General features: G+C 68.1%; 23 protein-coding genes. 7 read left to right on the plus strand and 16 right to left on the minus strand.

Translation table 11 applies throughout. From position 1 onward, the window contains the following. Nucleotides 1–20 precede the first annotated feature (20 nt). The 7 genes from OB895_RS07970 to OB895_RS08000 form a co-directional block, all read right to left on the minus strand. Entirely contained in the window at nucleotides 21–320 is a 300-nt protein-coding gene (locus tag OB895_RS07970; RefSeq protein ID WP_042538983.1) for a Dabb family protein, read from the minus strand. Then, a complete protein-coding gene (locus tag OB895_RS07975; protein ID WP_042538981.1) occupies nucleotides 317–607 on the minus strand; it encodes a glutaredoxin family protein in 291 nt (96 codons plus the stop codon). The genes OB895_RS07970 and OB895_RS07975 overlap by 4 nt, the downstream gene beginning before the upstream one ends. Beyond that, nucleotides 604–906 carry a rhodanese-like domain-containing protein gene (locus OB895_RS07980; RefSeq protein ID WP_042538979.1) on the minus strand — a complete coding sequence of 101 codons (303 nt, stop codon included), beginning with the start codon at nucleotides 904–906 and terminating at the stop codon, nucleotides 604–606. Before OB895_RS07980 ends, OB895_RS07975 begins: the two co-directional genes overlap by 4 nt. 83 nt (nucleotides 907–989) lie before the next feature. Then, nucleotides 990–1,088 (minus strand): 30S ribosomal protein bS22, encoded by a 99-nt coding sequence (locus tag OB895_RS07985; RefSeq protein ID WP_003792170.1) that lies wholly within the window; start codon nucleotides 1,086–1,088, stop codon nucleotides 990–992. A 136-nt stretch (nucleotides 1,089–1,224) separates the two neighbouring features. Continuing rightward, on the minus strand, nucleotides 1,225–1,416 hold the full coding sequence (locus OB895_RS07990) for a helix-turn-helix domain-containing protein (RefSeq protein WP_042538977.1): 192 nt from the start codon (nucleotides 1,414–1,416) through the stop codon (nucleotides 1,225–1,227). 77 nt (nucleotides 1,417–1,493) lie between these two features. Further along, the gene (locus tag OB895_RS07995) at nucleotides 1,494–2,420 is read right to left on the minus strand and encodes a cyclase family protein (RefSeq protein WP_311879762.1); all 927 of its coding nucleotides are present in this window, start codon (nucleotides 2,418–2,420) and stop codon (nucleotides 1,494–1,496) included. Between the two features lie 267 nt (nucleotides 2,421–2,687). Next, nucleotides 2,688–3,104, minus strand: coding sequence for an ArsR/SmtB family transcription factor (locus OB895_RS08000; RefSeq protein WP_042539424.1), 417 nt, complete (start codon nucleotides 3,102–3,104; stop codon nucleotides 2,688–2,690). A gap of 103 nt (nucleotides 3,105–3,207) precedes the next feature. On the opposite strand from OB895_RS08000, the gene OB895_RS08005 reads away from it, so the two are divergent. After that, on the plus strand, nucleotides 3,208–4,638 hold the full coding sequence (locus tag OB895_RS08005) for a TrkH family potassium uptake protein (RefSeq protein ID WP_042539422.1): 1,431 nt from the start codon (nucleotides 3,208–3,210) through the stop codon (nucleotides 4,636–4,638). Further along, entirely contained in the window at nucleotides 4,631–5,302 is a 672-nt protein-coding gene (locus tag OB895_RS08010; RefSeq protein ID WP_042538973.1) for a potassium channel family protein, read from the plus strand. The genes OB895_RS08005 and OB895_RS08010 overlap by 8 nt, the downstream gene beginning before the upstream one ends. Nucleotides 5,303–5,319: 17 nt before the next feature. Here the strand turns inward: OB895_RS08010 and OB895_RS08015 are convergent, their stop codons facing one another. Both OB895_RS08015 and proC read right to left on the minus strand, forming a co-directional pair. Beyond that, complete coding sequence (locus OB895_RS08015; protein ID WP_079112305.1) at nucleotides 5,320–5,607, minus strand: DUF1905 domain-containing protein; 288 nt, start codon at nucleotides 5,605–5,607, stop codon at nucleotides 5,320–5,322. Between the two features lies 1 nt (nucleotide 5,608). Then, nucleotides 5,609–6,448: a pyrroline-5-carboxylate reductase gene (gene proC, locus OB895_RS08020; protein ID WP_079112304.1), complete on the minus strand. Its 840-nt coding sequence runs from the start codon at nucleotides 6,446–6,448 to the stop codon at nucleotides 5,609–5,611. 60 nt (nucleotides 6,449–6,508) lie between these two features. Here proC and OB895_RS08025 point away from each other — a divergent pair, with 60 nt between their 5' ends. Further along, entirely contained in the window at nucleotides 6,509–7,480 is a 972-nt protein-coding gene (locus tag OB895_RS08025) for a cation diffusion facilitator family transporter (protein ID WP_042538967.1), read from the plus strand. A gap of 21 nt (nucleotides 7,481–7,501) precedes the next feature. Here the strand turns inward: OB895_RS08025 and OB895_RS08030 are convergent, their stop codons facing one another. Continuing rightward, nucleotides 7,502–7,957 carry a nucleoside deaminase gene (locus OB895_RS08030; protein WP_079112303.1) on the minus strand — a complete coding sequence of 152 codons (456 nt, stop codon included), beginning with the start codon at nucleotides 7,955–7,957 and terminating at the stop codon, nucleotides 7,502–7,504. An 82-nt stretch (nucleotides 7,958–8,039) separates the two neighbouring features. On the opposite strand from OB895_RS08030, the gene upp reads away from it, so the two are divergent. Then, nucleotides 8,040–8,672: a uracil phosphoribosyltransferase gene (upp, locus tag OB895_RS08035; protein WP_042538962.1), complete on the plus strand. Its 633-nt coding sequence runs from the start codon at nucleotides 8,040–8,042 to the stop codon at nucleotides 8,670–8,672. A gap of 17 nt (nucleotides 8,673–8,689) precedes the next feature. Here upp and OB895_RS08040 read toward each other — a convergent pair whose 3' ends face one another. After that, complete coding sequence (locus tag OB895_RS08040) at nucleotides 8,690–9,631, minus strand: LysR family transcriptional regulator (RefSeq protein ID WP_042538960.1); 942 nt, start codon at nucleotides 9,629–9,631, stop codon at nucleotides 8,690–8,692. A 119-nt stretch (nucleotides 9,632–9,750) separates the two neighbouring features. Here OB895_RS08040 and OB895_RS08045 point away from each other — a divergent pair, with 119 nt between their 5' ends. Both OB895_RS08045 and OB895_RS08050 read left to right on the plus strand, forming a co-directional pair. Then, the gene (locus OB895_RS08045; protein ID WP_042538958.1) at nucleotides 9,751–10,755 is read left to right on the plus strand and encodes a putative oxygenase MesX; all 1,005 of its coding nucleotides are present in this window, start codon (nucleotides 9,751–9,753) and stop codon (nucleotides 10,753–10,755) included. Continuing rightward, nucleotides 10,752–11,804 (plus strand): methionine synthase, encoded by a 1,053-nt coding sequence (locus tag OB895_RS08050; RefSeq protein WP_079112302.1) that lies wholly within the window; start codon nucleotides 10,752–10,754, stop codon nucleotides 11,802–11,804. The genes OB895_RS08045 and OB895_RS08050 overlap by 4 nt, the downstream gene beginning before the upstream one ends. Nucleotides 11,805–11,867: 63 nt before the next feature. Here OB895_RS08050 and OB895_RS08055 read toward each other — a convergent pair whose 3' ends face one another. The 3 genes from OB895_RS08055 to nadE form a co-directional block, all read right to left on the minus strand. Further along, nucleotides 11,868–12,635, minus strand: a complete 768-nt coding sequence (locus tag OB895_RS08055; RefSeq protein WP_079112301.1) for a hypothetical protein — start codon at nucleotides 12,633–12,635, stop codon at nucleotides 11,868–11,870. A gap of 34 nt (nucleotides 12,636–12,669) precedes the next feature. Next, nucleotides 12,670–16,140, minus strand: a complete 3,471-nt coding sequence (locus OB895_RS08060) for a TM0106 family RecB-like putative nuclease (RefSeq protein WP_079112300.1) — start codon at nucleotides 16,138–16,140, stop codon at nucleotides 12,670–12,672. Nucleotides 16,141–16,211: 71 nt separating this feature from the next. After that, on the minus strand, nucleotides 16,212–17,030 hold the full coding sequence (nadE, locus tag OB895_RS08065) for an NAD(+) synthase (RefSeq protein WP_042538954.1): 819 nt from the start codon (nucleotides 17,028–17,030) through the stop codon (nucleotides 16,212–16,214). A gap of 112 nt (nucleotides 17,031–17,142) precedes the next feature. On the opposite strand from nadE, the gene OB895_RS08070 reads away from it, so the two are divergent. Then, the gene (locus OB895_RS08070) at nucleotides 17,143–17,700 is read left to right on the plus strand and encodes a phosphorylase family protein (RefSeq protein ID WP_042539416.1); all 558 of its coding nucleotides are present in this window, start codon (nucleotides 17,143–17,145) and stop codon (nucleotides 17,698–17,700) included. Nucleotides 17,701–17,750: 50 nt separating this feature from the next. On the opposite strand, the gene OB895_RS08075 is transcribed toward OB895_RS08070, so the two are convergent. Both OB895_RS08075 and OB895_RS08080 read right to left on the minus strand, forming a co-directional pair. Beyond that, nucleotides 17,751–20,747 (minus strand): AAA family ATPase, encoded by a 2,997-nt coding sequence (locus OB895_RS08075; RefSeq protein WP_079112299.1) that lies wholly within the window; start codon nucleotides 20,745–20,747, stop codon nucleotides 17,751–17,753. A gap of 72 nt (nucleotides 20,748–20,819) precedes the next feature. Continuing rightward, a complete protein-coding gene (locus tag OB895_RS08080; RefSeq protein WP_042538950.1) occupies nucleotides 20,820–21,974 on the minus strand; it encodes an exonuclease SbcCD subunit D in 1,155 nt (384 codons plus the stop codon). Between the last annotated feature and the right edge of the window lie 88 nt (nucleotides 21,975–22,062).

Here is a 22,062-nt window from a genome sequence, read left to right on the forward strand (position 1 = left end):
GGCAGCTGCGGTCCGGCGGCTCAGACCTCGAAGTCGACAGCCACGCGCGACGCGACCACCGAGCGCACGTATGCCACGACCTCTTCATGAGCGGGGTGCACCTGGTACTCCTCCAGGGCCTCGATGGAATCGACGTCCGCGACGAGCGTGACGTCCCAGTTCGCGTCCGGATATGCGATGTTCGCGCCCGCGGAGATCGAGCGAAGCTGCGGCACGACACCGTCGAGTGCGTTCAGCCTGCGGGCGACCTCGGAGGCCTGTTCGGAGCGCGTCGCGGGGTCCTCTGCGGCGAGCTTCCAGGTGACGACGTGACGGATCATCGCGCTTCCTTCTTCAGTGCGTCATGCTGCACAGCGGCTTCGAGAGCATCGCGCAGTCGGTCTGCCGACAGGCGCCAGTGCGCGTGCAGCTCTCCGTCGATGAGGACGACCGGGATCTTCTCCCACCACAGCTCGTAGAGCGCGGGGTCGTCCTTGATCGACGCCTCGACGATCTCGATCCGCTCGGCAGCCGCGTCAGGGAGTTCGGCGACGACGGAGTCGATGATCTCGGACGCGACGTCGCACAGGTGGCAGTCGGGCTTGCCGATGAGGGTCAGCGTGGTCACGCCGACGGCACCTCGACCTCGCGGCCCTGAGCGATCCACTCGCCCGTTCCACCCTCGACGTTGGTCGCGTCGTACCCGCGGGATTCGAGCGCCTCGACGACGCGCGCCGACCGTCCGCCCGCCTGGCAGATGACGTCGAACGACTCCGCCGGGAGCTCTTCGAGTCGGTTGCCGATCTCGGACATCGGGATGTTGACCGCCCCGGGGACGTGTCCGGCGGCGTACTCATCGACCTCGCGGACATCGATGAGCGGAGTGTTCGAACGCTCGGCGAGTTCGGTGACGGTGATCGACTTCATGGCATGCTCCTGCGACGAGTGGGAAACCGGGGGGGTAGAGACACAAAGCGCCCGTCCGGAGACAGGCGCTCGTGTCTGGTCGCTTACTTCTTGTTGCGACGCTGGTGGCGAGTCTTACGAAGCAGCTTGCGGTGCTTCTTCTTCGCCATGCGCTTGCGGCGCTTCTTGATGACAGAACCCACGGAAACCTCACTAAGTCAGTGGCTGGGTGTCGTCGGTGACGGACACCCGGGTACGGGCACGGAAAAAATGCCTCGGATCAGTCTAGCAAACAGTGAAGCTCTCGCTGCACGCGCTTACGGGACCGAGCGGAGAGCGTCAGCCGACGTCGGCTATCGGTCGCTGCAGAGCATCGGCCACCGCGGATTCCGGAACCCGGAAACTGCGACCGAAGCGAATGGCTGGCAGCTCCCCAGCGTGCACCATTCGATAGACGGTCATCTTCGACACGCGCATCAGTTCGGCGACCTCAGCCACCGTAAGGAACCGGACATCTGGAACCTCGGGCATCCCACGTACCCCTTTCTCGATTTGTGCACACTCTAGGGGGAATCTGGGACGCGTGTAAACCCATGTGGCCTGTGTGATCAGTGAGCATCGCCGACCGTGGCGAAGGCACGCACCGGGAACGTCCCGAATCCACGCACGGCCGGAGGAGCCGCCGTGAACCGCGCACCACGGGCGGGCACCTCGGACAGGCGGGTCAGGTGCTCGACCACATGGATGCCGGCGGCCAGCAGGATGCTGTGAGCCGGCCGCTCGCCGTCGCTCTCCGTGTCGTCGATGTTGAGCGAATCGATGCCGACGAGTGCGACCCCGGCGTCGGCCAGGAACCGCGCTCCTTCTTCGGTGAGGAAGGGTGCCCCGCGTCCGTACTCCGGAGTCCCGAAGTGCTCACTCCACCCGGTGTCGAGCAGCACCGCGGCGCCTCGGAGCTCACGGTCCGCGAGCGTCACAGCGTCGATCCCCCGGCGCTCGGCGCTCCACGCGTCATGCAGATGGAAGACCTCGGCGGTCAGGCCGACGAGGGAGCTGAGCTCGAGCGAGGCCAGGTCCCCGCCGTCCTCATACCGGTGGAAGGGCGAGTCGAGGTAGGTGCCCGTGTTGCCGATCATCGTGATGATGTCCATCGCGAACTCCGTGCCCTGTGCGTACTTCGAGCGGGAGTCCTCACGCGTGAGGTGCGGAGTGATCGTGGGGGCAGGGAGGCCGGGGTAGGTCACGAGCCCCGCTTCGATCGTGTGGCTGAGGTCGATGACCCGTGGTGACGGAGCGCTCCCCTCCACGCCTCGGCTGCCACGGTGCGCCTCTTCCACGATGCGGAGCCGCTGCAGCTCGACGGCGCTCACGAGAGTGAGCCCGAGATGCCGCACCAGCAGCGCTCCGATCGCATCGGAGTCGATGTCGGGACCGGGAAGGTCGAGACGGAAGCCTTCTCCCGTCATCCCCCCGCCATTGACGAACGAGATCGTGAAGTCGAAGTGCGCTCGGTACGAGGGCGAAGCTGTCGTCATGCTCACATCATGGCAAGCGCGAGACACGGTCGGCGAGACCTGTTGGTTCTCGCCGTTCGGGCACTCCTGACTCGGCGCCCCTCACGAGCGGAGCATGCGGGTCACAGCGGAGACATAGGACGTGTGCCGCTACCGTTCAGACTGCACTGGGATGCTGAATGCACGACTCACGATGGCACCGTCCGAGTCACGCGGGCTGGGGCCCGCGGCCACGCCCCCGATGACAGACCCCCCGCTGTCAGCGGGGGCGAAGTGCGTCCGGGGGCGTCAGCCGCCGAGGCGCTTGAGCGCGGTGGTGACGACGTGCCTCGCCGACGCGGCGGCACGACCGACGACCTCGGCCGCGTGCGCGGCTCCGTCGGGAAGCGGCAGTCCGGGGTAGTCGATGTCCGGCGCATCATCGCCGTATGCGTCCATGAGGAACGGGACGAGCCAGTCGTCTACGACCTCCAGCGGCTCGACGGCGAGGCTGTAGAAGCGGCGCTGGCCGTCTTCGCGCACGCTGACCAGTTCAGCCTCGCGGAGCACCTTGAGGTGCTTCGAGACGGTGGGCTGGCTGATGCCGAGCTCGGCGACGATATGGCTCACGCTCGTGCCGGCGTCCCCTTCGGTGGTGCGTCGCAGGAGAAGCTGGAGGATGTCGCGCCTCGTACCGTCTGCGATCACGTCGAAGATGTCCGTCATGTGATCAGGGTAGTCGTCCCCGGCACGGAGTACCATGACGAAGGCTCGGCGATCGGCGTCGTGCAGCCGCGGTGCGCGGCGAGGGGAAGCGAAGGGGGACTCGATGTCGGGCATCGCTTCGGCGTCGTCACCTCGACAGCGTCTTGAGAACGCCGCCTCCTGGGGCAAGCACATCGTCACCTCGTCGCCCTCGCGCTTCGCGATCGTCATCTTCGCGATGCTCATCCTCGTCTTCACGGTGCTGCTGTCTCTGCCGATCGCGTCGGCATCGCGCACGGTCACGCCGCTGGCGGATGCGCTGTTCACGGCTGTGTCGACCATCTGCGTCACGGGCCTCGCCACCGTCGACATGGCGAACCACTGGTCTCCGTTCGGGCACGTGCTGATCTTCATCGGCGTGAACATCGGCGGACTCGGCGTGCTCACCCTGGCGTCGCTGATGGGCCTGGTCATCTCGAAGCGCCTCGGGCTGCGGGCCAAGCTCATGGCCGCCGGAGACACGAACCCGCTGCGAGCCCACGGCGGCGTCGTGAACGAGAGCCAGACCGTGCGGCTGGGCGAGGTCGGTCAGCTCCTGCGCACCGTCGCGGTGTCGTCGCTCATCATCGAGGGCGTCCTCGCGATCCTCCTCTACCCCGCGCTGGTCCTGGCGGAGGTCGACCCGATCGCCGCCCTGTGGGAAGCGCCGTACTTCGCCGCCATGGCATTCACGAACACCGGGTTCGCTCCCAACGACGGCGGTGTGGCCGTCTTCGCCGACGACTACCTCGTGCTGTCGCTGCTGATGGTGGGCGTCTTCCTCGGGAGCATCGGCTTCCCCGTGATCTACACCCTGGCCAAGCACGTGTGGCACGTGAAGAAGTGGTCGCTGCACACCAAACTCACCCTCGTCACCACCGTGCTCCTGTTCGTGTTGGGTGCCGCGGTGTTCCTGATCCTCGAGTACGCGAACCCGAAGACGTTCGGCTCGATGGATGCCGCAGACACGACGTTCCAAGCCTTCTTCCTCTCGGCGATGACCCGTTCGGGTGGCTTCAACGTGATCGAGATGGACGACCTGAACGGCTCGTCGCTGCTGGCCGCGAGCATGCTGATGTTCGTCGGCGGCGGTTCGGCATCCACCGCCGGAGGAATCAAGGTCACCACTCTCGCCGTGCTCGCCATCGCCGTGTGGTCGGAGGCGAAGGGGCGCCAGTCGGTCGAGGTCTTCGGCCGCCGCATCCCCAGCGACGTGCAGCGTGTGGCGCTCAGCGTCGTCGCCTGGGGCGCCACGATCGTCGCGCTGTCGACGATCATCATCGCCCAGATCACCAAGGCCGACATCAGTCATGTGCTGTTCGACGTGATCTCGGCGTTCGGCACCGTCGGCCTCTCGACAGGTCTCACCGCCGAGCTCCCCGATTCCGCCTCGTACGTGCTGGCGACCACCATCTTCATGGGGCGCGTTGGTACAGTGACTCTCGCCGCGGCAGTCGCCGCGACGTCGCGATCGCAGTATTACTCGCTGCCCGTGGAAAGGCCGATCGTTGGTTGAAGTGCTCCGGGGCGACGCTCCCGTACTCGTCATCGGCCTGGGCCGCTTCGGCGCCGCGTGCGCCGGCGAGCTCGACCGGCTCGACCGCGAGGTGCTCGCGATCGACGGCAATCTGGAGCTCGTGCAGAAGTGGTCCGACCGCGTCACGCACACGGTGCAGGCCGACGCCAAGAACATCGACGCCCTGCGTCAGATCGGCGCGCAGGACTTCCAGGTCGCCGTCGTCGCCGTCGGCTCGTCGATCGAAGCATCCGTGCTGATCACCGCGAACCTCGTCGACCTCAAGGTGCCGCAGATCTGGGCGAAGGCCGTCTCGCAGTCGCACGGCAAGATCCTCGCCCGCGTGGGTGCCAACCACGTCATCTACCCCGAGCGCGAAGCCGGCGAGCGCGTCGCTCACCTCGTCTCCGGCCGGATGCTCGACTTCATCCGCTTCGACGACGACTTCGTGCTGGCGAAGATGTACCCGCCGAAGTTCATCCGCGGCGTGGGTCTGAACGAATCCGGCGTGCGCAGCAAGTACAAGGTCACCGTCGTCGGCGTGAAGAGTCCGGGCAAGCCGTTCCGCTACGCCGAGGCGAACACGATCGTCACCAACCACGACCTCATCATCGTCTCGGGCACCAACAGCGACATCGAGCGCTTCGCCGCGCTCGACCGCTGAGCGGCAGCCCCGCGGGTTCAGGCGTCGATGTCGAGCGTGATCTCGACGACGTCGTCGATGCCGATGCCCTCCCGATCCTGCAGCGCCTTCTTGATGGGCACGATGTACCCGCCGTCCTTCGGCCACAGCGCCGTGGTCACGGTCGTGCGTCCGATCGTCACGGATGCGGGGATCATCCCCCACCCGTAGGTGACGACGCCGGCGATCTCGCCGATCATCTCGCTCTCGGCCGGCGGCACGGTGACGAAGTGGAACGGCGCCGGTCCGCGCCAGAACCAGATCTCTCCCGAGAACCGCAGCTGCATGTCATCCTCCTGCGGCGAGTTCCTTCGCCCGCGCCAGCGCCGCGTCGGCGGCCTGCGCGAACGTCCGGTCGAGGTGCGCGTCCTGCAGCACGGCGACGGCCCGCTCGGTGGTGCCCTTCGGACTCGTGACCCTGCGACGGAGCTCAGACGGCTCCTCCCCCGACGCGTCGAGCAGCGCGGTCGCACCGATGAAGGTCTGCTCCACCATGACTCGTGCGTCGCTCTCGCTGAAGCCCATGCCGACGGCGGCCTTGGTGAGCTCCTCGATGAGCAGATAGACGTAGGCGGGGCCCGAACCCGAGATCGTCGACAGCGCGTCGATCTGCGACTCGGGCACCTCGACGACAGCGCCCACGGTCGCGAAGAGGCGGTGCACGAGGGCGAGGTCGTCGGCGGATGCGGCCGCCCCCGCGGCGAGGCCGGTGACGCCCTTGCCGACGGTCGACGGCGTGTTCGGCATCGAGCGGATGACACGGACATCGGCGCCGAGGTTGTCGGCGAAGGTCTGCAGGGTGACCCCGGCCGCGAGACTCACCACGATCGCGTCTTCGGGCAGGGAGGGAGCGATCTCGCGCAGCAGATCGGGGACCATCGCCGGCTTCACCCCGACCAGGACGACACGCGCCGACTGAACCGCCCGCGCGTTGCCGTCCGGCGTCTCGGAGAGCGCGATGCTCGTGACGCCGTCGAGGTCGGCGAAGGCCGCTGCCTTCTCGGGCGTGCGGTTCGTCGCGGTGATGCCTCCGTCGACGGGGATGCCGGATGCGACGACCCCTCGGAGGATCGCGCCGCCCATGGAACCGGCACCGAGGAACGCGAGAGCGGGAAGAGATTCAGCCATGTCGTCATCCTACGGCGGGCGCACCGGGCGACCGCGGGCGAGCCGATCTAGACTCGTCGCATGAGTGCATCCGGCGGCGGCAAGGCCATTCTCGCGGCGTTCCTGGCGAACCTGGGCATCGCCCTGGCGAAGTTCATCGCCTGGGCGCTCTCAGGATCCGCGTCGATGCTCGCCGAGGCGATCCACTCGGTCGCCGATTCCGGCAACCAGCTGCTGCTCATGCTGGGCGGCCGCAAGGCGAAGCGCGAGGCCGACCGAGCGCACCCGTTCGGCTATGGCCGAGAGCGTTACGTATACGCGTTCGTCGTGTCGATCATCCTGTTCTCCGTCGGAGGCCTGTTCGCGATCTACGAGGCGATCGACAAGCTCACCCACCCGCACGAACTCGACAAGACCTGGTGGTGGCTGCCGCTCGTCGTGCTCGTGGTCGCGATCGGCCTCGAGTCGTTCTCGCTGCGCACGGCCGTCAAGGAGAGCAACCTCGTGCGCGACGAGGGCCAGTCGTGGGTGTCGTTCGTGCGCCGCGCCAAGGCGCCGGAGCTGCCCGTCGTGCTGCTCGAGGATGTCGGGGCGCTGACCGGTCTCACCTTCGCACTGCTCGGTGTGGGATTGACCATCATCACCGGCAACCCCGTGTTCGACGCACTCGGAACGCTGATGATCGGCATCCTGCTCGTGCTCATCGCGATCGTGCTCGGAGTCGAGACCAAGAGCCTCCTGGTGGGCGAGGGAGCCACCCCGGCCGATCACGATCGCATCGTCGACGCGATCAACGCCGGCGACGAGATCGAGAAGATCATCCACATGAAGACGCTCTACCTCGGACCGGACGAGTTGATGGTGGCGGCGAAGATCGCACTCAATGCCGACAAGCCGCTGCGCGAGGCCGCGGTCGACATCGACGCGATCGAGGCCCGCATCCGCGAGGCCGTGCCGACGGCCAGGGTCATCTACATCGAGCCCGACGTGTACCGGCCGTCGCTCGACCCGGAGCCGTCGACCGACGTGTTCGTGCTCAAGTCCTCGGACTGACTCCCCCGAGGTCCGCGACCCTCAGCGGCGCTGCTCGAAGAAGTCCCGCAGCAGGGCCTTGGCGGCGTCTGCCTCGACCCCGCCGATGACCTCGGCGCGATACGGCAGCCGACGATCACGCAGCACGTCGTACATGGATCCGGCGGCCCCCGCCTTGTCGTCCCAGGCTCCGAAGACGACCCGAGTGATCCGCGCCTGCAGGATCGCCCCGGCACACATGAGGCAGGGCTCAAGCGTGACGACGAGGGTGTGGCCCTCGAGATTCCACGAGCCGACGGATGCCGCGGCGGCACGCAGTGCCTCGACCTCGGCGTGACCGGTCGGATCCCCGGTCGCCTCACGATTGTTGCGACCGTCCGCGACGATCCGCCCCTCGGCGTCGAGCACCACCGCACCGACGGGGATCTCCGACACCGCTGCCGCCTCGGCCGCGAGCTCGAGAGCGCGGCGCATCGCGATGAGGTCGGCGGCGGTCATGGGTCGAGCCTACGACAGCCGCAGAAGCCACTCCCGTGCAGCCGATGTCGTACGCGAGCGTCCGGCGCATTAGCCTGTAGGCATGCGTGTTCACGTCGCCGACCACCCTCTCGTCACTCACAAGCTCTCGGTGCTGCGCGACCATCGCACACCGTCGCCGGTCTTCCGCCAGCTGACCGAAGAACTCGTGACGCTGCTCGCGTACGAGGCGACCCGCAACGTGAAGGTCAGCCCGGTCGAGATCACCACTCCCGTGACCACGACCATGGGCGTGAAGATCTCGGAGCCTCGCCCGATCGTCGTACCGATCCTGCGCGCAGGACTCGGCATGCTCGAGGGACTCGTCAAGCTTCTGCCGACCGCCGAGGTCGGATTCCTCGGGATGGTCCGCGACGAAGAGACCTTCGAGCCGACGACCTACGCCGAGCGCCTCCCCGATGACCTGAGCGATCGCCAGTGCTTCGCCATCGACCCGATGCTCGCAACCGGTGGCTCGCTGGCTGCGGCCATCCAGTTCCTCTTCGACCGCGGGGCCAAGGACGTCACGGCGATCTGCCTGCTCGGCACGCCGGAGGGTCTCGCCGCGATCGAGGCGCTCGTCGGAGACCGCGATGTGACCATCGTGCTCGGCGCGCTCGACGAGCGTCTCAACGAGAAGGGCTACATCGTCCCCGGACTCGGCGACGCCGGCGATCGGCTCTACGGCACCGTCTGACGCATCGGCTGCTCGCGCTAGCCGAGCAGCGCCACGCCGAACCCCGCGACGACGTCGCGGACCTCGGCGAGATATCGCTGCGCCTGCTCGGTCAGGGGGATGGCGGTGCGTCCGACCCATCCGATCTCGATGTGGTCGTCGACGTCGAGAGGCACCGCGACGATCTCAGGATCGAGGTCGTCGCTGATGATGCCCGTCGAGATCGTGTACCCGTCGAGTCCGATCATGAGGTTGAAGATCGTCGCTCGGTCGGAGACCCTGATCTCGCGAGCGCTCGAGAGGGTCGAGAGGATCTCCTCGGCGAAGTAGAACGAGTTGTTCGCCCCCTGATCGAAGGTGAGCCGCGGCAGGCCGACGAGATCGTCGAGGGTCGCCCGCTCGCGGGAGGCGAGCGCGTTCCGTCGCGAGACGAAGATGTGCGGCTCGGCGACGAAGAGCGGATGGAACGCGAGCCCCGAGTCGCGCAGCAGCTTGTCGATGACGTTCCGGTTGAAGTCGTTGCGGAAGAGGATGCCGAGTTCGCTGCGCAGCGTCCGGACGTCTTCGATGATGTCCCATGTGCGGGTCTCCCGCAGTGAGAACTCGTACTCGGCCGCGCTCGAGCCCTTGACCATCCGCACGAAGGCATCGACAGCGAACGAGTAGTGCTGCGTCGACACCCCGAGGAGTCGGCGCGACGGCGGCCGCCCCAGGTAGCGCTGCTCGAGCAGCTCGGCCTGCTCGACGATCTGTCTGGCGTACCCGAGGAACTCCGAGCCGTCACTGGTGAGCGTGACGCCCCGGGCCGAGCGGGCCAGAAGGGCACGACCCACCCGACTCTCGAGGTCTTTCATCGCCGCGGACATCGTGGGCTGAGCAACGTAGAGCATGTCGGCCGCGGCGGTGATGGATCCTTCCGCGGCGACCTCGATGAAGTACTGGAGCTGTTGCAGCGTGATACCGCTCGATCGCCTGGGCATAGGAGAAGGCTATAGCACCGCATAGTGGAGCTGAATTACCCGATGACCCTCGTTCGGCAGCACCATGAGAACACAGCATTCGCGAGGCCCTGTCGGCCTCTCTCCCGGATTGGCCCCTCATGGCGAACGAGATCACGTTCAGCATCACCACCACGCGCTTCGACGAGGACTACGCCCCGTCGGACAGTTCGCGGATCACCACGAACTTCGCCAACCTCGCCCGCGGCGAGCGTCGCCAACAGAACCTCCGCAATGCCCTCACGATGATCGACCGACGGTTCAACGATCTCGCTCGCGGCGACGGACTCGACGGCGACGGCCCCGACGGCGGCCGCTACTCGGTGGAACTCGACATCGTGTCGGTGCAGCTGCGATTCGCCGACGGAGAGGACCGGGAGTTCCCCGTCCTCGAGGTGCTGGACATCCACATCGTCGACCGGCTGACCGGCGAACGCCACCAGGGCATCGTGGGGAACAACTTCTCCTCCTACCTGCGCGACTACGATTTCAGCGTCGTCCTGCCCGCGGCGAGCGCAGCCGCCGGCGGATTCGCGACACCCGACGACTTCGGTGAGCTGCACGGCAAGCTCTTCCAGCACTTCCTCGAGTCCGACGCCTATCAGGAGCGGTTCTCGACGCTGCCGGTGATCTGCATCAGCGTCTCGACCAGCAGGACGTATCGCCGCAACGGCAACGTCCACCCCGTGCTCGGCATCGAGTACGTCCAGGACTCCTTCTCGCTCACCGACGAGTACTTCGGGAAGATGGGCCTGCAGGTGCGGTACTTCATGCCGCGCGGCAGCTCTGCCCCGCTCGCCTTCTACTTCCGCGGCGACCTTCTGAGCGACTACTCCGATCTGCAGCTCATCGGCACGATCAGCACCATGGAGACGTTCCAGAAGATCTACCGCCCCGAGATCTACAACGCGAACACACCCGCCGAGAGCGTCTACCGTCCGAGCCTGGCGCACGAAGACTTCCAGCAGACCGAGATCACCTACGACCGCGAGGAGCGCAGCCAGCTCGCGGTCGTCCAGGGACGCTACGCGGATGAGCACTTCGTGACGCCCCACCGGCGCGTGCTGGATCAGTGGGCCGCCGCCTACCCGGCTCCGGTCCGATGACCGGCGCCGGCTCGACGACCTCGGAACCCCTCCTCCCCACCTCGATCGTCGGGAGCCTGCCCAAGCCGGCATGGCTCGCGAGGCCCGAGGTGCTCTGGTCGCCGTGGGAGTTGCAGGGGGATGCGCTCGTCGAGGGCAAGCATGATGCGCTGCGCGCCGCGGTGCACGAACAGCGGCGGCGCGGCATCGACATCGTCAGCGACGGGGAGCAGACCCGCCAGCATTTCGTCACCACCTTCATCGAGCATCTCGACGGCGTGGACTTCGAGAATCGCGAGACGGTGCGCATCCGCGACCGCTACGACGCGAGCGTGCCCACAGTGGTGGGTGCGGTGAGCCGTCCGAAGCCCGTGTTCGTGGACGACGCGACGTTCCTGCGTCAGCAGACCGATCAGCCGATCAAGTGGGCGCTCCCTGGCCCGATGACGATGATCGACACCCTGGCCGACCGTCACTACCGCAGCCGCGAGAAGCTGGCGTGGGAGTTCGCGACCATCCTCAACCAGGAGGCGAGGGAGCTCGAGGCTGCGGGAGTGGACATCATCCAGTTCGACGAGCCCGCGTTCAACGTCTTCTTCGACGAGATGAAGGACTGGGGCATCGCGGCCCTCGAGCGCGCAGTCGAAGGGCTGAGCGCCGAGACGGCTGTGCACATCTGCTACGGCTACGGGATCAAGGCGAACAACGACTGGAAGGCGACTCTCGGCGCGGAGTGGAGGCAGTACGAGGAGTCGTTCCCCCTTCTGCAGCGGTCCTCCGTCGACATCATCTCGCTGGAGAGCCACCACTCTCACGTTCCTATGGACCTCATCGAGCTCATCCGCGGCAAGAAGGTCATGCTCGGGGCCATCGATGTGGCGAGCGAGCAGGTCGAGACTCCGGAGGAAGTCGCCGACACCCTGCGCCGCGCGCTCGAGTTCGTCGACGCAGAGCTTCTCATCGCCAGCTCGAACTGCGGCATGGCACCCCTGCCGAGGCATGTCGCGCTCGACAAGCTGAGCGCTCTGTCTGCGGGAGCGCGACTGGTCCGCGAGGAGCTCGGCGCCTGACCGGCGCCACGCCCTGAACATCGCCGCGCGTGGCCCCCGGCTGTGGCGCCCCGTCGGGGCGACTCACACGCCCAGGCGGTAGCCGCGCTCGTCTCCGTAGTGTGTGAAACCTGCCCGCTCGAGGATCGGTGCGGACGTCGCTGTGCGCCCCTTGACGAGTGCCGTCTCCGCCCCGAGGGATGCGCTCACCCGCAGCCGCTCGGCGAGGACCGCCCGGTAAGCACCTCTGCCCCGCACGTGCTCGAGCGTGGCGGCACCCCACAAGCGGGCGAATCCGTCGACGATCGTGCACCCGCCGTTGCTGACGGCCCGGCCGTCGAGCCGCGCGAGAACACGGGCGTGCGTACCCGCGTCGAGCGTGGACGTGATCTCTTCGAGTTCGATCCGAAGTCCTTCTTCGTCGAGGGGCTGCTGCTGCCACACCGGCACGTTGATGGCGTCGACCTCGCGGACCTGCTCGAGTGTGCGAACGACCTCTGCGGCGGCTGACGGCGGGACGTCGATCGACGCGCGGTCGATCGGACAGGCGAACACCGTGACCGTGTCGATGTGCTCGGCTCCGCGTCTGCGCAGCTCGGCTTCGAGGTCGGGGCGATCGGACGCGTTGGTCCAGAAGCGCAGCTCGCGCTCCCCCCACGATCTGGTGCGGTCGATCGCGTGGTCGAGAACAGTCGCGGCATCAGCGTCCGAGTCGACCTGCGATCCGCGCACCCCGCCACCGAACCGTTCGGGATACCGCACCAGCTGCAGCTCCGTCTTCTCGCGCTCGCTGTCACGGGGGAACCACACCCAGGCCGCCGAGGCGCGAAGGATGTCGTCTGTCGTGTGCATGGTGGCTGTTCCTCGCCGTGGGGTCGGTCGTCGCTCAGCTCGCCGCGCCGACGAGACGGGCGAAGGCACTCATCCGCGCGACCCCCTCCGGTGCGCGCGGGAGGTCGTCGAGCAGTGCCGGGGAGTGGATCAGGTAGGCCGCGACCTGCGCTCTCGAGATCGCCACGTTCAATCGGTTCTGCAGCAGCAGGAACTCGGGACCCCGTGGAGCATCCCGACCGCTGGAGGCCGCGAGGGACGTGATCGAGACCACCGCCTCCTTGCCCTGGAAGTTGTCGACCGTGCCGACCGGGACGTCGGGGAAGCCTGCCTCGGCGAGTAGGTCGTGCACGGCCTGACGCTGCGCGTTGTAGGGCGCGACCACGATGATGTCGCGCTGCGCGAGCGGCCGGACCGTGGCATCGGCATCGTTGTCGGTGAACGCGCGTCCGACGAGGTCTCGCACGAGTGCCACAACCTCGCGCGCCTCCTCCGGCGACTGCGTGGCGTTGCCGCGGTGTCGGAGAGGGACGATGTGCAGACCGGGATCGATGCCGTCGAGCGCACGCCGTTCGGTGCCGGGAGCCGACGCGAGCTGCCCGGCGTATGCGAGCTTCGACACCGGCGCGGCGAGGCGAGGATGCATGCGCCACGAACGTGCCAGAAAGTAACCGTAGTCGGGTCGGACCACCGCGTCGCCGTCCATGACCCATCCGAGAGCCGACGTGTCGACGGGCTCGGGGTGCGCCCCCTGGCTGACCTGGGGAAGCTGCTGCGGATCGCCGAGCAGCAGCAGACGCTGCGCGCCCGCGGCGACGGCGATCGTCGAGGCGAGAGAGAACTGCCCCGCCTCATCGACCACGAGCAGGTCGAGGCCCCCGCGCTCCACGCGTGCGGTGTTGCTGAAGTCCCAGGCCGTTCCGCCGACGACCGCTCCGTGCTCGGCATGCTCGCCGAGGAATGCGGCCATGCCGTTCTTGGGAATCGCCGTGTACGAGGGATCGGATGACGGATCTTTCGGCGCCTTCCCGACCTGCGCCGCGGGAACGCCGTCGGCCACCACCCGCTCGAGCAGATTCTCGATGATCGCGTGGGACTGCGCGACGACGCCGACCCGGAAACCGTGCTCCTTGACCAGCCGCGCGATCACCTGGGAGCCCGTGTAGGTCTTGCCGGTGCCAGGAGGACCCTGCACGGCGAGATAGCTGCGATCGAGGTCGAGGACCGCTCGCACGATCGCATCGATCGTCTCGCCCCCCTGGTCAGGCAGGGGGCCGCCCGAGAGCGTCCGCGGAGGGATCCTGCGCAGGATGTCGGTGGCCGCGTCGGACGGGAACCCGGGTGCTGCCGCGTGGACCGTGTCGGCCCATTCGTCGATCGCGCCCTGCAGCGAGACGACGCGCGGCGGAGCCGCGGGGGTGAGAGCGAGAGGCAGTTCGTCCCACGTCTGTCCCTGGATCGCCGTCTCGGTGATCAGATAGCCGTCGTCGAGCACCTCGGTGACAGTGACCGTATGCGGCACGTGCACCGCGCGTGACGGAGCCTCGGTGTCGAACGGAGCCGGCACGGGATAGAGCGCGAACGGCTGCGACGCCGCTCCGAGAGTGGTGCCGGGTGACACCTCTCCGCGGATCTCGACGTCGCGCGACATCACCCGGCGCCCCTCGCCGACGCTCCAGTCGCGCTGCACGGTCGAGGACATGCGGTCGACGCGCACGACATCGCGAGTGCCGTCCCACATCGTGACGGGCTCGCGCAGTCGCTGGAAGTGCGACACCCAGAAGCTCTTCGCCTCGCGAGGGAAGTAGTCGATGGCGGCCGCAGCGAGGCGATGCACCTGACCGTCGCCGCCCGCCGCCACGGCCCGCTCCGCGTCGGCGAGGAGTGCCACCGATCGCGGCGACGGCTCGTAGATCACCTCGTCGGCCTCGTCGGGCGGGGCGGGGTTCACCCCCTCCTTCCGGGCGATGTCGATCAGCCAGTTGCGAAGGCGCCTCGTCGACACACAGTCGTAGCGGTTGTAGTCGGCGAGATCGGCGAAGACCGCATCGGCCTCGTCCTGCTCCCCCGCCGCCGCGAACTCGCGGGCCGCCACGTACTGCACGATTGAGTCGTCGCCCTTCTGCACGTCACTGGTGCGCACGTCCTCACCCATGTAGAGCGGCTCGAGCTTCTTGATCGAGTACGACCGCGACCCCACGCGCACGGTGCGCAGCACCAGCGGATACAGGTCGACGAACACGCCCTCGCGCAGCAGGCGGTCGATCTCGCCCTCGCGCACGCCGTGGCGTGCCGCCATCGCCACCAGGTGCGAGGTCTCGTATGGCGCGTAGTGATAGATGTGCATGCCGGGGTGCGCTGCTCTGCGCACCTTCACGAAGTCGAGGAATCGTTCGAACGCCTCTCGCTCCGCAGCGAAGTCGTGGGCCCACAGCGCCGTGTACTGGTCGGCGTTGTCGACCCATCCGAAGAGGTAGTCGATGCCCCAATGAGCCTCGCCGTCAGGCGCCGGCTCGGTGTAGAGCGGGTCGCCCTCGAAGTCGAAGAAGATGTCGCCGTGACTGGGCACGGGGAGGGTGTGGATCGCCGCGGCGTAGTGCACGTCGTATGTCGGCGCACCCTCGGCATCCGCGCGGATCTGCAGCCTCGCCTGCGCCCGCAGCGTCTCGAACGTGTCGGTGTTCATGCCGTCAGGAGGCGTATCGGCGTCGGCCAGCGCGTCGATGGTCTCGATCCCGGCCGCCCGCAGCCGGGCGCGCTGCACGGGCCGCATGCGCGCGACCATCAGCAGGTCGCGGTGCGCGATCACCTGCTCCTCGCAGGTCGCGCATCGTCCGCAGGCCACGATCTCGAGGTCTCCGCGGTCGTCGCCCCACGCCAGCGGGGCGCCGCTGGAGCCGTCGTCGACGCGGCGATCCGCGATGAGGGCGCGCAGGCGCGCTCGACGCACCTGGAACAGCGGAAGGAGGTCGTCCACCGAGTGGGTGCTCAGCGTTCCGTCGCCGAGGATGAGGTCGACCTCGTCGGACCGCGGAATGCCCAGCCGGTCGAGCTGATCGACATATGCCGCGAGCTGCATGAGGGCGGTGACCCGCGCCTTGCGGGCGAGCTTGGAATCCTGCACCCGCCATCGCCCGTCGTCATCGCGCTTGAGGAAATCGGCGAAACCGACGAACTCGGGTGTCGCGAACGCCGCCTGGAACACGACCAACGCATCGGATCCGAGCGCATGCACCGTCTCTTCGACGGCAGCCGCGAGCGCCTCGGCGTCGATCGACGACACCTTCTCGACCCGGTGCACCCGATCGCTCCCGAGATCGTCGATGTAGCGCGCGAGGATGTTCTGCTCGTGGACGTCTCCGAGCAGCGCGGCCCTGGCGAGAGTCGCGTCTTCAGGCTCCTCCACGGCCGGGACGCGGCCCAGCTTCGCATCGATCGCGCGGCACCACGCGAACTCGCATTCGGCGGCCGCCTTGAGGTCGCTCGCGCTCCAGATGACGCGCTGCGCCTGAGTGTCGATCCGCACGATTCTCCCGTTCCCTCGGATGCTTCGACACTAGCCGCGGCATCCGACACGGGATCACGCCGAGAAGCGTGTCAGCGCCACCACGTGTCGTCGGGGGTGACCGGGAGGTGACGCTTGTGCTGCGTGGCGAGGTATCGGGACTCGATCCGCCCGGCGACGTCCGGGTCGACCTCGCGACCTTCGAGGAAGTCGTCGATCTGCTCGTAGGTGAGGCCCAGCTCGTCTTCGTCGGCTCGGCCGGGCTGGCCGTCCAGGAGGTCGGCCGTCGGCACCTTGTAGGCGAGACGATCCGGCGCCCCGAGCAGCAGCAGCAGTGACCGGCCCTGCCGCTTGCTGAGACCCGAGAGGGGAAGGATGTCGGCCGCGCCGTCGCCGAACTTCGTGTAGAAGCCCGTGACCGCCTCAGCCGCGTGGTCGGTGCCGATGACGATGAGACCGTCGTGTCCGGCGAGCGCATACTGCGTCACCATGCGCACGCGCGCCTTGATGTTGCCGCGGTTGAAGTCGCTGATGTCGCTCGTGACCGCGAACTCGATGTCCTCCTCGACGCCGTCGACGCCGTTCTGGATGTTCACCTCGACCGAGGAGTCCGGTGCGATGAACTCGAGCGCGGCCTCGGCATCAGCGGCGTCCTTCTGCACCCGGTACGGCAGCCGCACGGCGAGGAACTTCGCCTCTCCGCCCTCGGCGCGCACGCGTTCGACCGCGAGCTGTGCGAGTCGCCCCGCGAGTGTCGAGTCCTGGCCGCCGGAGATCCCGAGCACGAAGCCCTTCGCTCCGGTCACCCGCAGGTAGTCGACCAGGAACGCCACTCGGCGCTCCACCTCGACCTCGGGGTCGATCTCGGCCTTCACACCGAGCGCTTCAGAGATCTGCTGCTGCAGGGTCATTTGTTCCTCCGGTCTGCCCGACGCCAGTATCCTCCCCCAGTGTTACATCGAGATGACGTCGGTCGCACGCGCTCGGCTTCGCGGCGATCGATCCACCTGGCAGGATGGCGGAGTGAAACTTCTCGTCGCAGCCATGGCATCCGAACTCGCAGCGTTCCCGGACGAGCTCGAGGGATTCGACCAGCTCGTCACCGGCGAGGGCAAGATGCAGGCCGTGTACGCCCTCACCCGTGCGCTCGACGCCAAGGAGTACTCCGAGGTGGTGGTCGTCGGGACCGCCGGCGGCATCGACCCTGAGCTCGATGCGACCGTGCACGAGATCGGCAGCGCACTGCAGCACGACGTGTTCGACCTCGACGGCGTCGCAGGGCAGCACGTGTCGCTGCCCGCGCGCGTGTCCACCGGCCGCGAGGGCGTGCTGATCGCGACCGGCGACAGCTTCGTCGGCGATGCCGGGATCACCGCCGTCATCCGCCCCTCGGGTGCAGGTCTGGTCGACATGGAGACCTATGCGTACATCTGGGTCGCCGAGCAGTTCGGAGTGCCGATCCGCGCGTTCCGCGCGATCTCCGACCGGGCGGAGGATGGCGCGCTCGTCGACTTCCGCGAGGCGATCGCACGGTGCAGCGTGCAGCTGCGTGAAGTGATCCGCCGGGAGTACGGCGTCTGAGGACGGGCATCGGCTGAGCCCGCTGCTCTGGCGAGGGGGCGCGCCGGGTCTCAGCGCGCCTCGATCACGCTCGGACCGCTCGACGTCGCACGCACCCGCAGCTGCGCAGGGATCTGCTCCTGCATCGCCTCGACGTGGCTGATGACGCCGACGGTGCGACCGCCCTGGCGCAGCTCGTCGAGCGTGCGCATGGCGACGTCGAGGGTGTCGCCGTCGAGCGAGCCGAAGCCCTCGTCGATGAACAGGGTGTCGAGACGGATGCCGCCGGCTCGCGCCGTGACCACCTCGGCGAGTCCGAGCGCAAGGGCGAGGGAGCTCAGGAAGGTCTCGCCTCCCGACAGCGACTGCGCCGGCCGGGTCTGGCCCGTGAATGCGTCGAACACGACGATGCCGAGCCCAGACGCGGCCCCGCGGGCGGCGAGCGCGTCTGAGTGGCGGAGCTGATAGCGCCCCGTCGACATGTCGCTGAGCCGGCGGTTCGCGGCGTCGACGATCTCTTCGAGTTCGGCGGCGAGGACGAACGTCTCGAGCGTCATCTTGCGGACGTTCGCCCCGCGACCGGCGATCGCGTCGGCGAGTCCTCGCAGAACCTCGTAGTCGGCGGCGTCGTCTGCGATGCGGGCGTGCTCTGATGTCGCGGCCTCGATGACCGCGGCGAGCTGCTCTGACACCCCTGCCGCCCGCCCCGCCTCGTCGACCGCGACGGACCAGCGCTGCCGCGCGGCGAGGGAAGACTGCTCGGCAGGACCGAGATCGATCGTCTCCTCCGGGAGCGTGCGGAGCTCGAGGTCGAGGAGGATCGCGCGCTCCTTCTCGCGCTGGACGGCGTGCTGGGTGACTCGATTCTCGAGAGCCGCCTGCGCTGCGGCCGTGCGGAGCGACAGCTCGACCGCCGCGACCCCATCGAACTCGGATGCTTCCAGCGCCGCATCCAGTTCGGCCTTCGCAGCTGTCGCGGCCAGAGCCTTGCGTGCCCGCTCTGCCGCCGCCTCGACGAGCGCGAGAGCAGCCTGGACTTCGACACGCGTCGCCGTGAGCCTCTCGGCCACGGACTCGTAGTGCCCTTTCGCTTCTGCGATCGTCTCTCGCGTATCGGCGACCCGCTGCGCCACGAGCGAGTGCGCTTCGCGTGCCGCGGCCAGCGCCGTGGAATCACGGTCGCGGTCGCTGTCGAGACGGCGGATGCGCGCGAGGAGGGCTTCGCGCTGCTGATCGAGTGTGACCAGCTGGTCGGCTGCGTCTGTGCTCTGTGCATGCGCCGCTGTCGCGGTGTCGAGTTCTGCGACAGCCTCGTCGACCTCTCGACCGCCTGCGCGGCTGATCGCCGCGGCGAGGTCGGCGCGCAGTGAGGATGTCCGTTCTGCCGCATTCCGCTCGCGCTGCGCGAGGACATCACGTGCGGCTTCAGCCTCGTCGACGTCTTCCGCCGAGACGGGGTCGGCATGCACGGCGGGAGCCGGATGCTCGTGAGATCCGCATACCGGGCACGCCTCGCCCTCGTGCAGCGAGGTCGCCAACTCCCCCGCGAACCCGTCGAGTCGGCGCTGTCTGAGCTGAGCGAGCGCGGTCTGAGCTGCAGCGAGCGCGGCGCTGGCGTCAGCGAGTTGCCGTTCGGCGTCGTCATGAGCGGCTCTGAGACGGACTGTCTCGACCGCCGCCGCATGCCGCGCTGCGGCAGCATCCCGTGCTGCGGCCAGATCTCCGGCGCGATCAGCGAGCTGCCTCGCCGCGTCGCGCGCGAGTGTGAGCTGTTCGAGCTCTGCGGGAAGCGCGACACGATCGGCCTCGGCCGCGTCGATGCGAGCGGTCGCCGCCGCCACAGCATCGGACGTCGCCGCAAGCTCGGCATCGAGCGCCGATGCGGAGCGTTCCAGCTCTGCCGCACGCTGCCACAGGCCGGTCTGCGCCGTGCGCTCGGCCGCCCACTCCGTGAGATCGTCCGCGACGATGCCGTGAGCCTCCCAGGCCGCTCGTGCGCGTGTCTCGGCCTCGATCGCGGCGTCGAGCGCCGATGTCGCCGTCGTCGCGGCGGAGATCGGGCCCCGAAGCAGCTCCGCGGCCCTGGCGTTCTGCAGTTCACCGCGCGCAGCGGCGATGTGCGGCTCATCAGCCTCGAGACGTGCGAGCGCGGCTCTGGCCCGATCCCGCTCGAGCTGCGCCCGCTGCTCCTCACGCGCGATCGCGAGCGCCGCGTCTGCTGCGTCCGACTGCTTCTCCGCCTCGATGCGCTCAGCCGCTCGACGTTCTGCGCGGTAATCGGCACGAGCCTTCGCGCGACGCAGACCGTCGAGGCGCTCCTCTGTCGTCACCGCGACAGGCTCTGAGTCGGCCGCGCCCGCGTCTTCTCCCTGCACCTCGCCGTCGTGCCCGAGGCCGGCGCTGCCGACGAGCCTCTCGCCCTCGTCGAGGCGGGCAGACACCGTTGCGAGGCGTGCCCCGAGACTCTGCTCGGCCGCCTTGCGTCGTTCATCGAAACGCGCCTGCACGTCTTCGAAACGCTCGGTGCCGAACAGCCGCCGCAGCAGCGACTGTCTCTCTTTGCTCCCCGCCAGCAGGAACTCCGAGAACCGATTCTGCGCGAGCAGGATCACCTGCAGGAACTGCTCGCGACTGAGCTGCAGGATCTCGTCGAGCTCGAAGGCCGCCTCGCGCTCTTTCGCGGCGAGACCGATCCATCCGCCGCCGACCGAGGTGTCGAGCTGCACGGCCGCCGGCTGCACCGTCATGCCGCCGCCGCGCTTCTTGGGGCGCTCGTACTCCGGTGAACGCCTGACGCGGAATCGGCCCGCCGGAGTGCTGAACTCCACCACGACCTCGGTCACGTCGTCGGGCTCGCAGTGATCGCTGCGCAGCCGCTTCTCGCCACCCTCGTAGCGCGGGACTCCGCCGTAGAGACCGAAGCAGACGGCATCGAGGATGCTGGACTTGCCGGCGCCCGTGCGACCGGCGATCAGGAAGATTCCGTCGTCGGCGAACGCATCGAAGTCGACGGTCTGCCGCTCGCGGAACGGGCCGAACCCTTCGACCTCCAGTCGGTGCAACTGCATCAGAGAGTCTTCTTCACTGTCGGAGAATGATCGCGGTGACGCATCGCCGGGCTGGATCGAGTCGTCACCGGATCAGATGAGGGCTTCGGCGCGGACGCGGTCATCGAGGACCTCGCGGATCAGCTCGCGCTCGCGCTCGGTCGCCCCGTGGCCCGCGCGGACGTGCTCGAGGAAGGCCTCGATGCGCTCGGGGTCGCTGACAGCACCGCTCAGCCGATCGACATAGGAGCGCTCGACTGCCGCGGATGTGTCGGAGGGCTGATGCTGCACCATCGCGCAGTGCGGATAGCGCTCTCGGAGTCGACGCATGGGCTCGGTCTGGGCGAGTGCGTCGGTGTACACCGCACAGACCCAGTCGTCGGCGTGCGCCGCGATGTTCTCGGGAGACAGGATCTCATCGAGGGTGCCCGTGAGTGTGACCAGGCGACGAGGGACGGGAAGATCGAGCCACTCGACCGATGCGAGGCCGGTGGCATCGAGGTCGACCAGCCACGAACCGCGCGGCTTGCTCTGTTCGCCGAAGCTGTAGTGCAGCGGAGCGCCCGAATAGCGCACCCGTTCGCTGATCTTCTGGCGGCCATGGATGTGCCCGAGAGCGACGTAATCAGGACCGTCGAAGACCGACAGCGGCACGACGTCGAGACCCCCCTGCCGCACCTCGCGCTCGAGACCGACCGTGGCGTCGACTCCGGCGGAGAAGCAGTGCGCGATCGCGACGGATCGCCCCGGGTGGGCCTGCATCCCCACCCGGACGAGACCCATCGCATGAGACAGCGTCTGCGCCTGCGTGCGCAGATCGGCGCCGATCCAGTGCTGACGCACGATGGCGGGCTCGAGGTACGGGATGCCGTAGAAATGCACCGGACCATCGGCGTCTGCCAGCGTCACCGGCGTGCCGATCGCGAGCGGATCGGTCAGCACGTGGATGCCGTCACGGAGCAGCCGCGCCTGGAACCCGAGACGCGCAGCGGAGTCGTGGTTGCCGCTCGTGACGATCACACGGGCACCCGTCTCATGCAGCGCGACGAGCACGTCGCCGAGAAGCGTGTACGCGGGGCCGGCCGGCGTCGCCGAATCGAAGACGTCACCGGCGACGATGACGACGTCGACCGCGTTCTCACGAACCTGCACCGTGAGCGCTCCGAGGACCTCGGCCAGCGCGTCCATGGTCGAGTTGCCATGGAAGGTGCGGCCGATGTGCCAGTCGGAGGTGTGCAGGATTCGCATACTCACACGCTACGAACCCCCACCGACATTCGGCCTCAGGCGTGCCGCGGCATCCGTTCCTGGGCCCGGAATCCGTGGGATTCCGGGC

Source organism: Microbacterium forte (genome assembly GCF_031885415.1).
GTDB classification, from domain to species: Bacteria; Actinomycetota; Actinomycetes; order Actinomycetales; family Microbacteriaceae; genus Microbacterium; species Microbacterium forte.

Excerpts from the sequence above, each read along its gene's own strand:
- OB895_RS07970 (WP_042538983.1), bottom strand. The coding sequence starts at position 320 with ATGATCCGTCACGTCGTCACCTGGAAGCTCGCCGCAGAGGACCCCGCG.
- OB895_RS07980 (WP_042538979.1), bottom strand. The coding sequence starts at position 906 with ATGAAGTCGATCACCGTCACCGAACTCGCCGAGCGTTCGAACACTCCG.
- OB895_RS07990 (WP_042538977.1), bottom strand. The coding sequence starts at position 1,416 with ATGCCCGAGGTTCCAGATGTCCGGTTCCTTACGGTGGCTGAGGTCGCC.
- OB895_RS07995 (WP_311879762.1), bottom strand. The coding sequence starts at position 2,420 with ATGACGACAGCTTCGCCCTCGTACCGAGCGCACTTCGACTTCACGATC.
- OB895_RS08000 (WP_042539424.1), bottom strand. The coding sequence starts at position 3,104 with ATGACGGACATCTTCGACGTGATCGCAGACGGTACGAGGCGCGACATC.
- OB895_RS08005 (WP_042539422.1), top strand. The coding sequence starts at position 3,208 with ATGTCGGGCATCGCTTCGGCGTCGTCACCTCGACAGCGTCTTGAGAAC.
- OB895_RS08015 (WP_079112305.1), bottom strand. The coding sequence starts at position 5,607 with ATGCAGCTGCGGTTCTCGGGAGAGATCTGGTTCTGGCGCGGACCGGCG.
- proC (WP_079112304.1), bottom strand. The coding sequence starts at position 6,448 with ATGGCTGAATCTCTTCCCGCTCTCGCGTTCCTCGGTGCCGGTTCCATG.
- OB895_RS08025 (WP_042538967.1), top strand. The coding sequence starts at position 6,509 with ATGAGTGCATCCGGCGGCGGCAAGGCCATTCTCGCGGCGTTCCTGGCG.
- OB895_RS08030 (WP_079112303.1), bottom strand. The coding sequence starts at position 7,957 with ATGACCGCCGCCGACCTCATCGCGATGCGCCGCGCTCTCGAGCTCGCG.
- upp (WP_042538962.1), top strand. The coding sequence starts at position 8,040 with ATGCGTGTTCACGTCGCCGACCACCCTCTCGTCACTCACAAGCTCTCG.
- OB895_RS08040 (WP_042538960.1), bottom strand. The coding sequence starts at position 9,631 with ATGCCCAGGCGATCGAGCGGTATCACGCTGCAACAGCTCCAGTACTTC.
- OB895_RS08045 (WP_042538958.1), top strand. The coding sequence starts at position 9,751 with ATGGCGAACGAGATCACGTTCAGCATCACCACCACGCGCTTCGACGAG.
- OB895_RS08050 (WP_079112302.1), top strand. The coding sequence starts at position 10,752 with ATGACCGGCGCCGGCTCGACGACCTCGGAACCCCTCCTCCCCACCTCG.
- OB895_RS08055 (WP_079112301.1), bottom strand. The coding sequence starts at position 12,635 with ATGCACACGACAGACGACATCCTTCGCGCCTCGGCGGCCTGGGTGTGG.
- nadE (WP_042538954.1), bottom strand. The coding sequence starts at position 17,030 with ATGACCCTGCAGCAGCAGATCTCTGAAGCGCTCGGTGTGAAGGCCGAG.
- OB895_RS08075 (WP_079112299.1), bottom strand. The coding sequence starts at position 20,747 with ATGCAGTTGCACCGACTGGAGGTCGAAGGGTTCGGCCCGTTCCGCGAG.
- OB895_RS08080 (WP_042538950.1), bottom strand. The coding sequence starts at position 21,974 with ATGCGAATCCTGCACACCTCCGACTGGCACATCGGCCGCACCTTCCAT.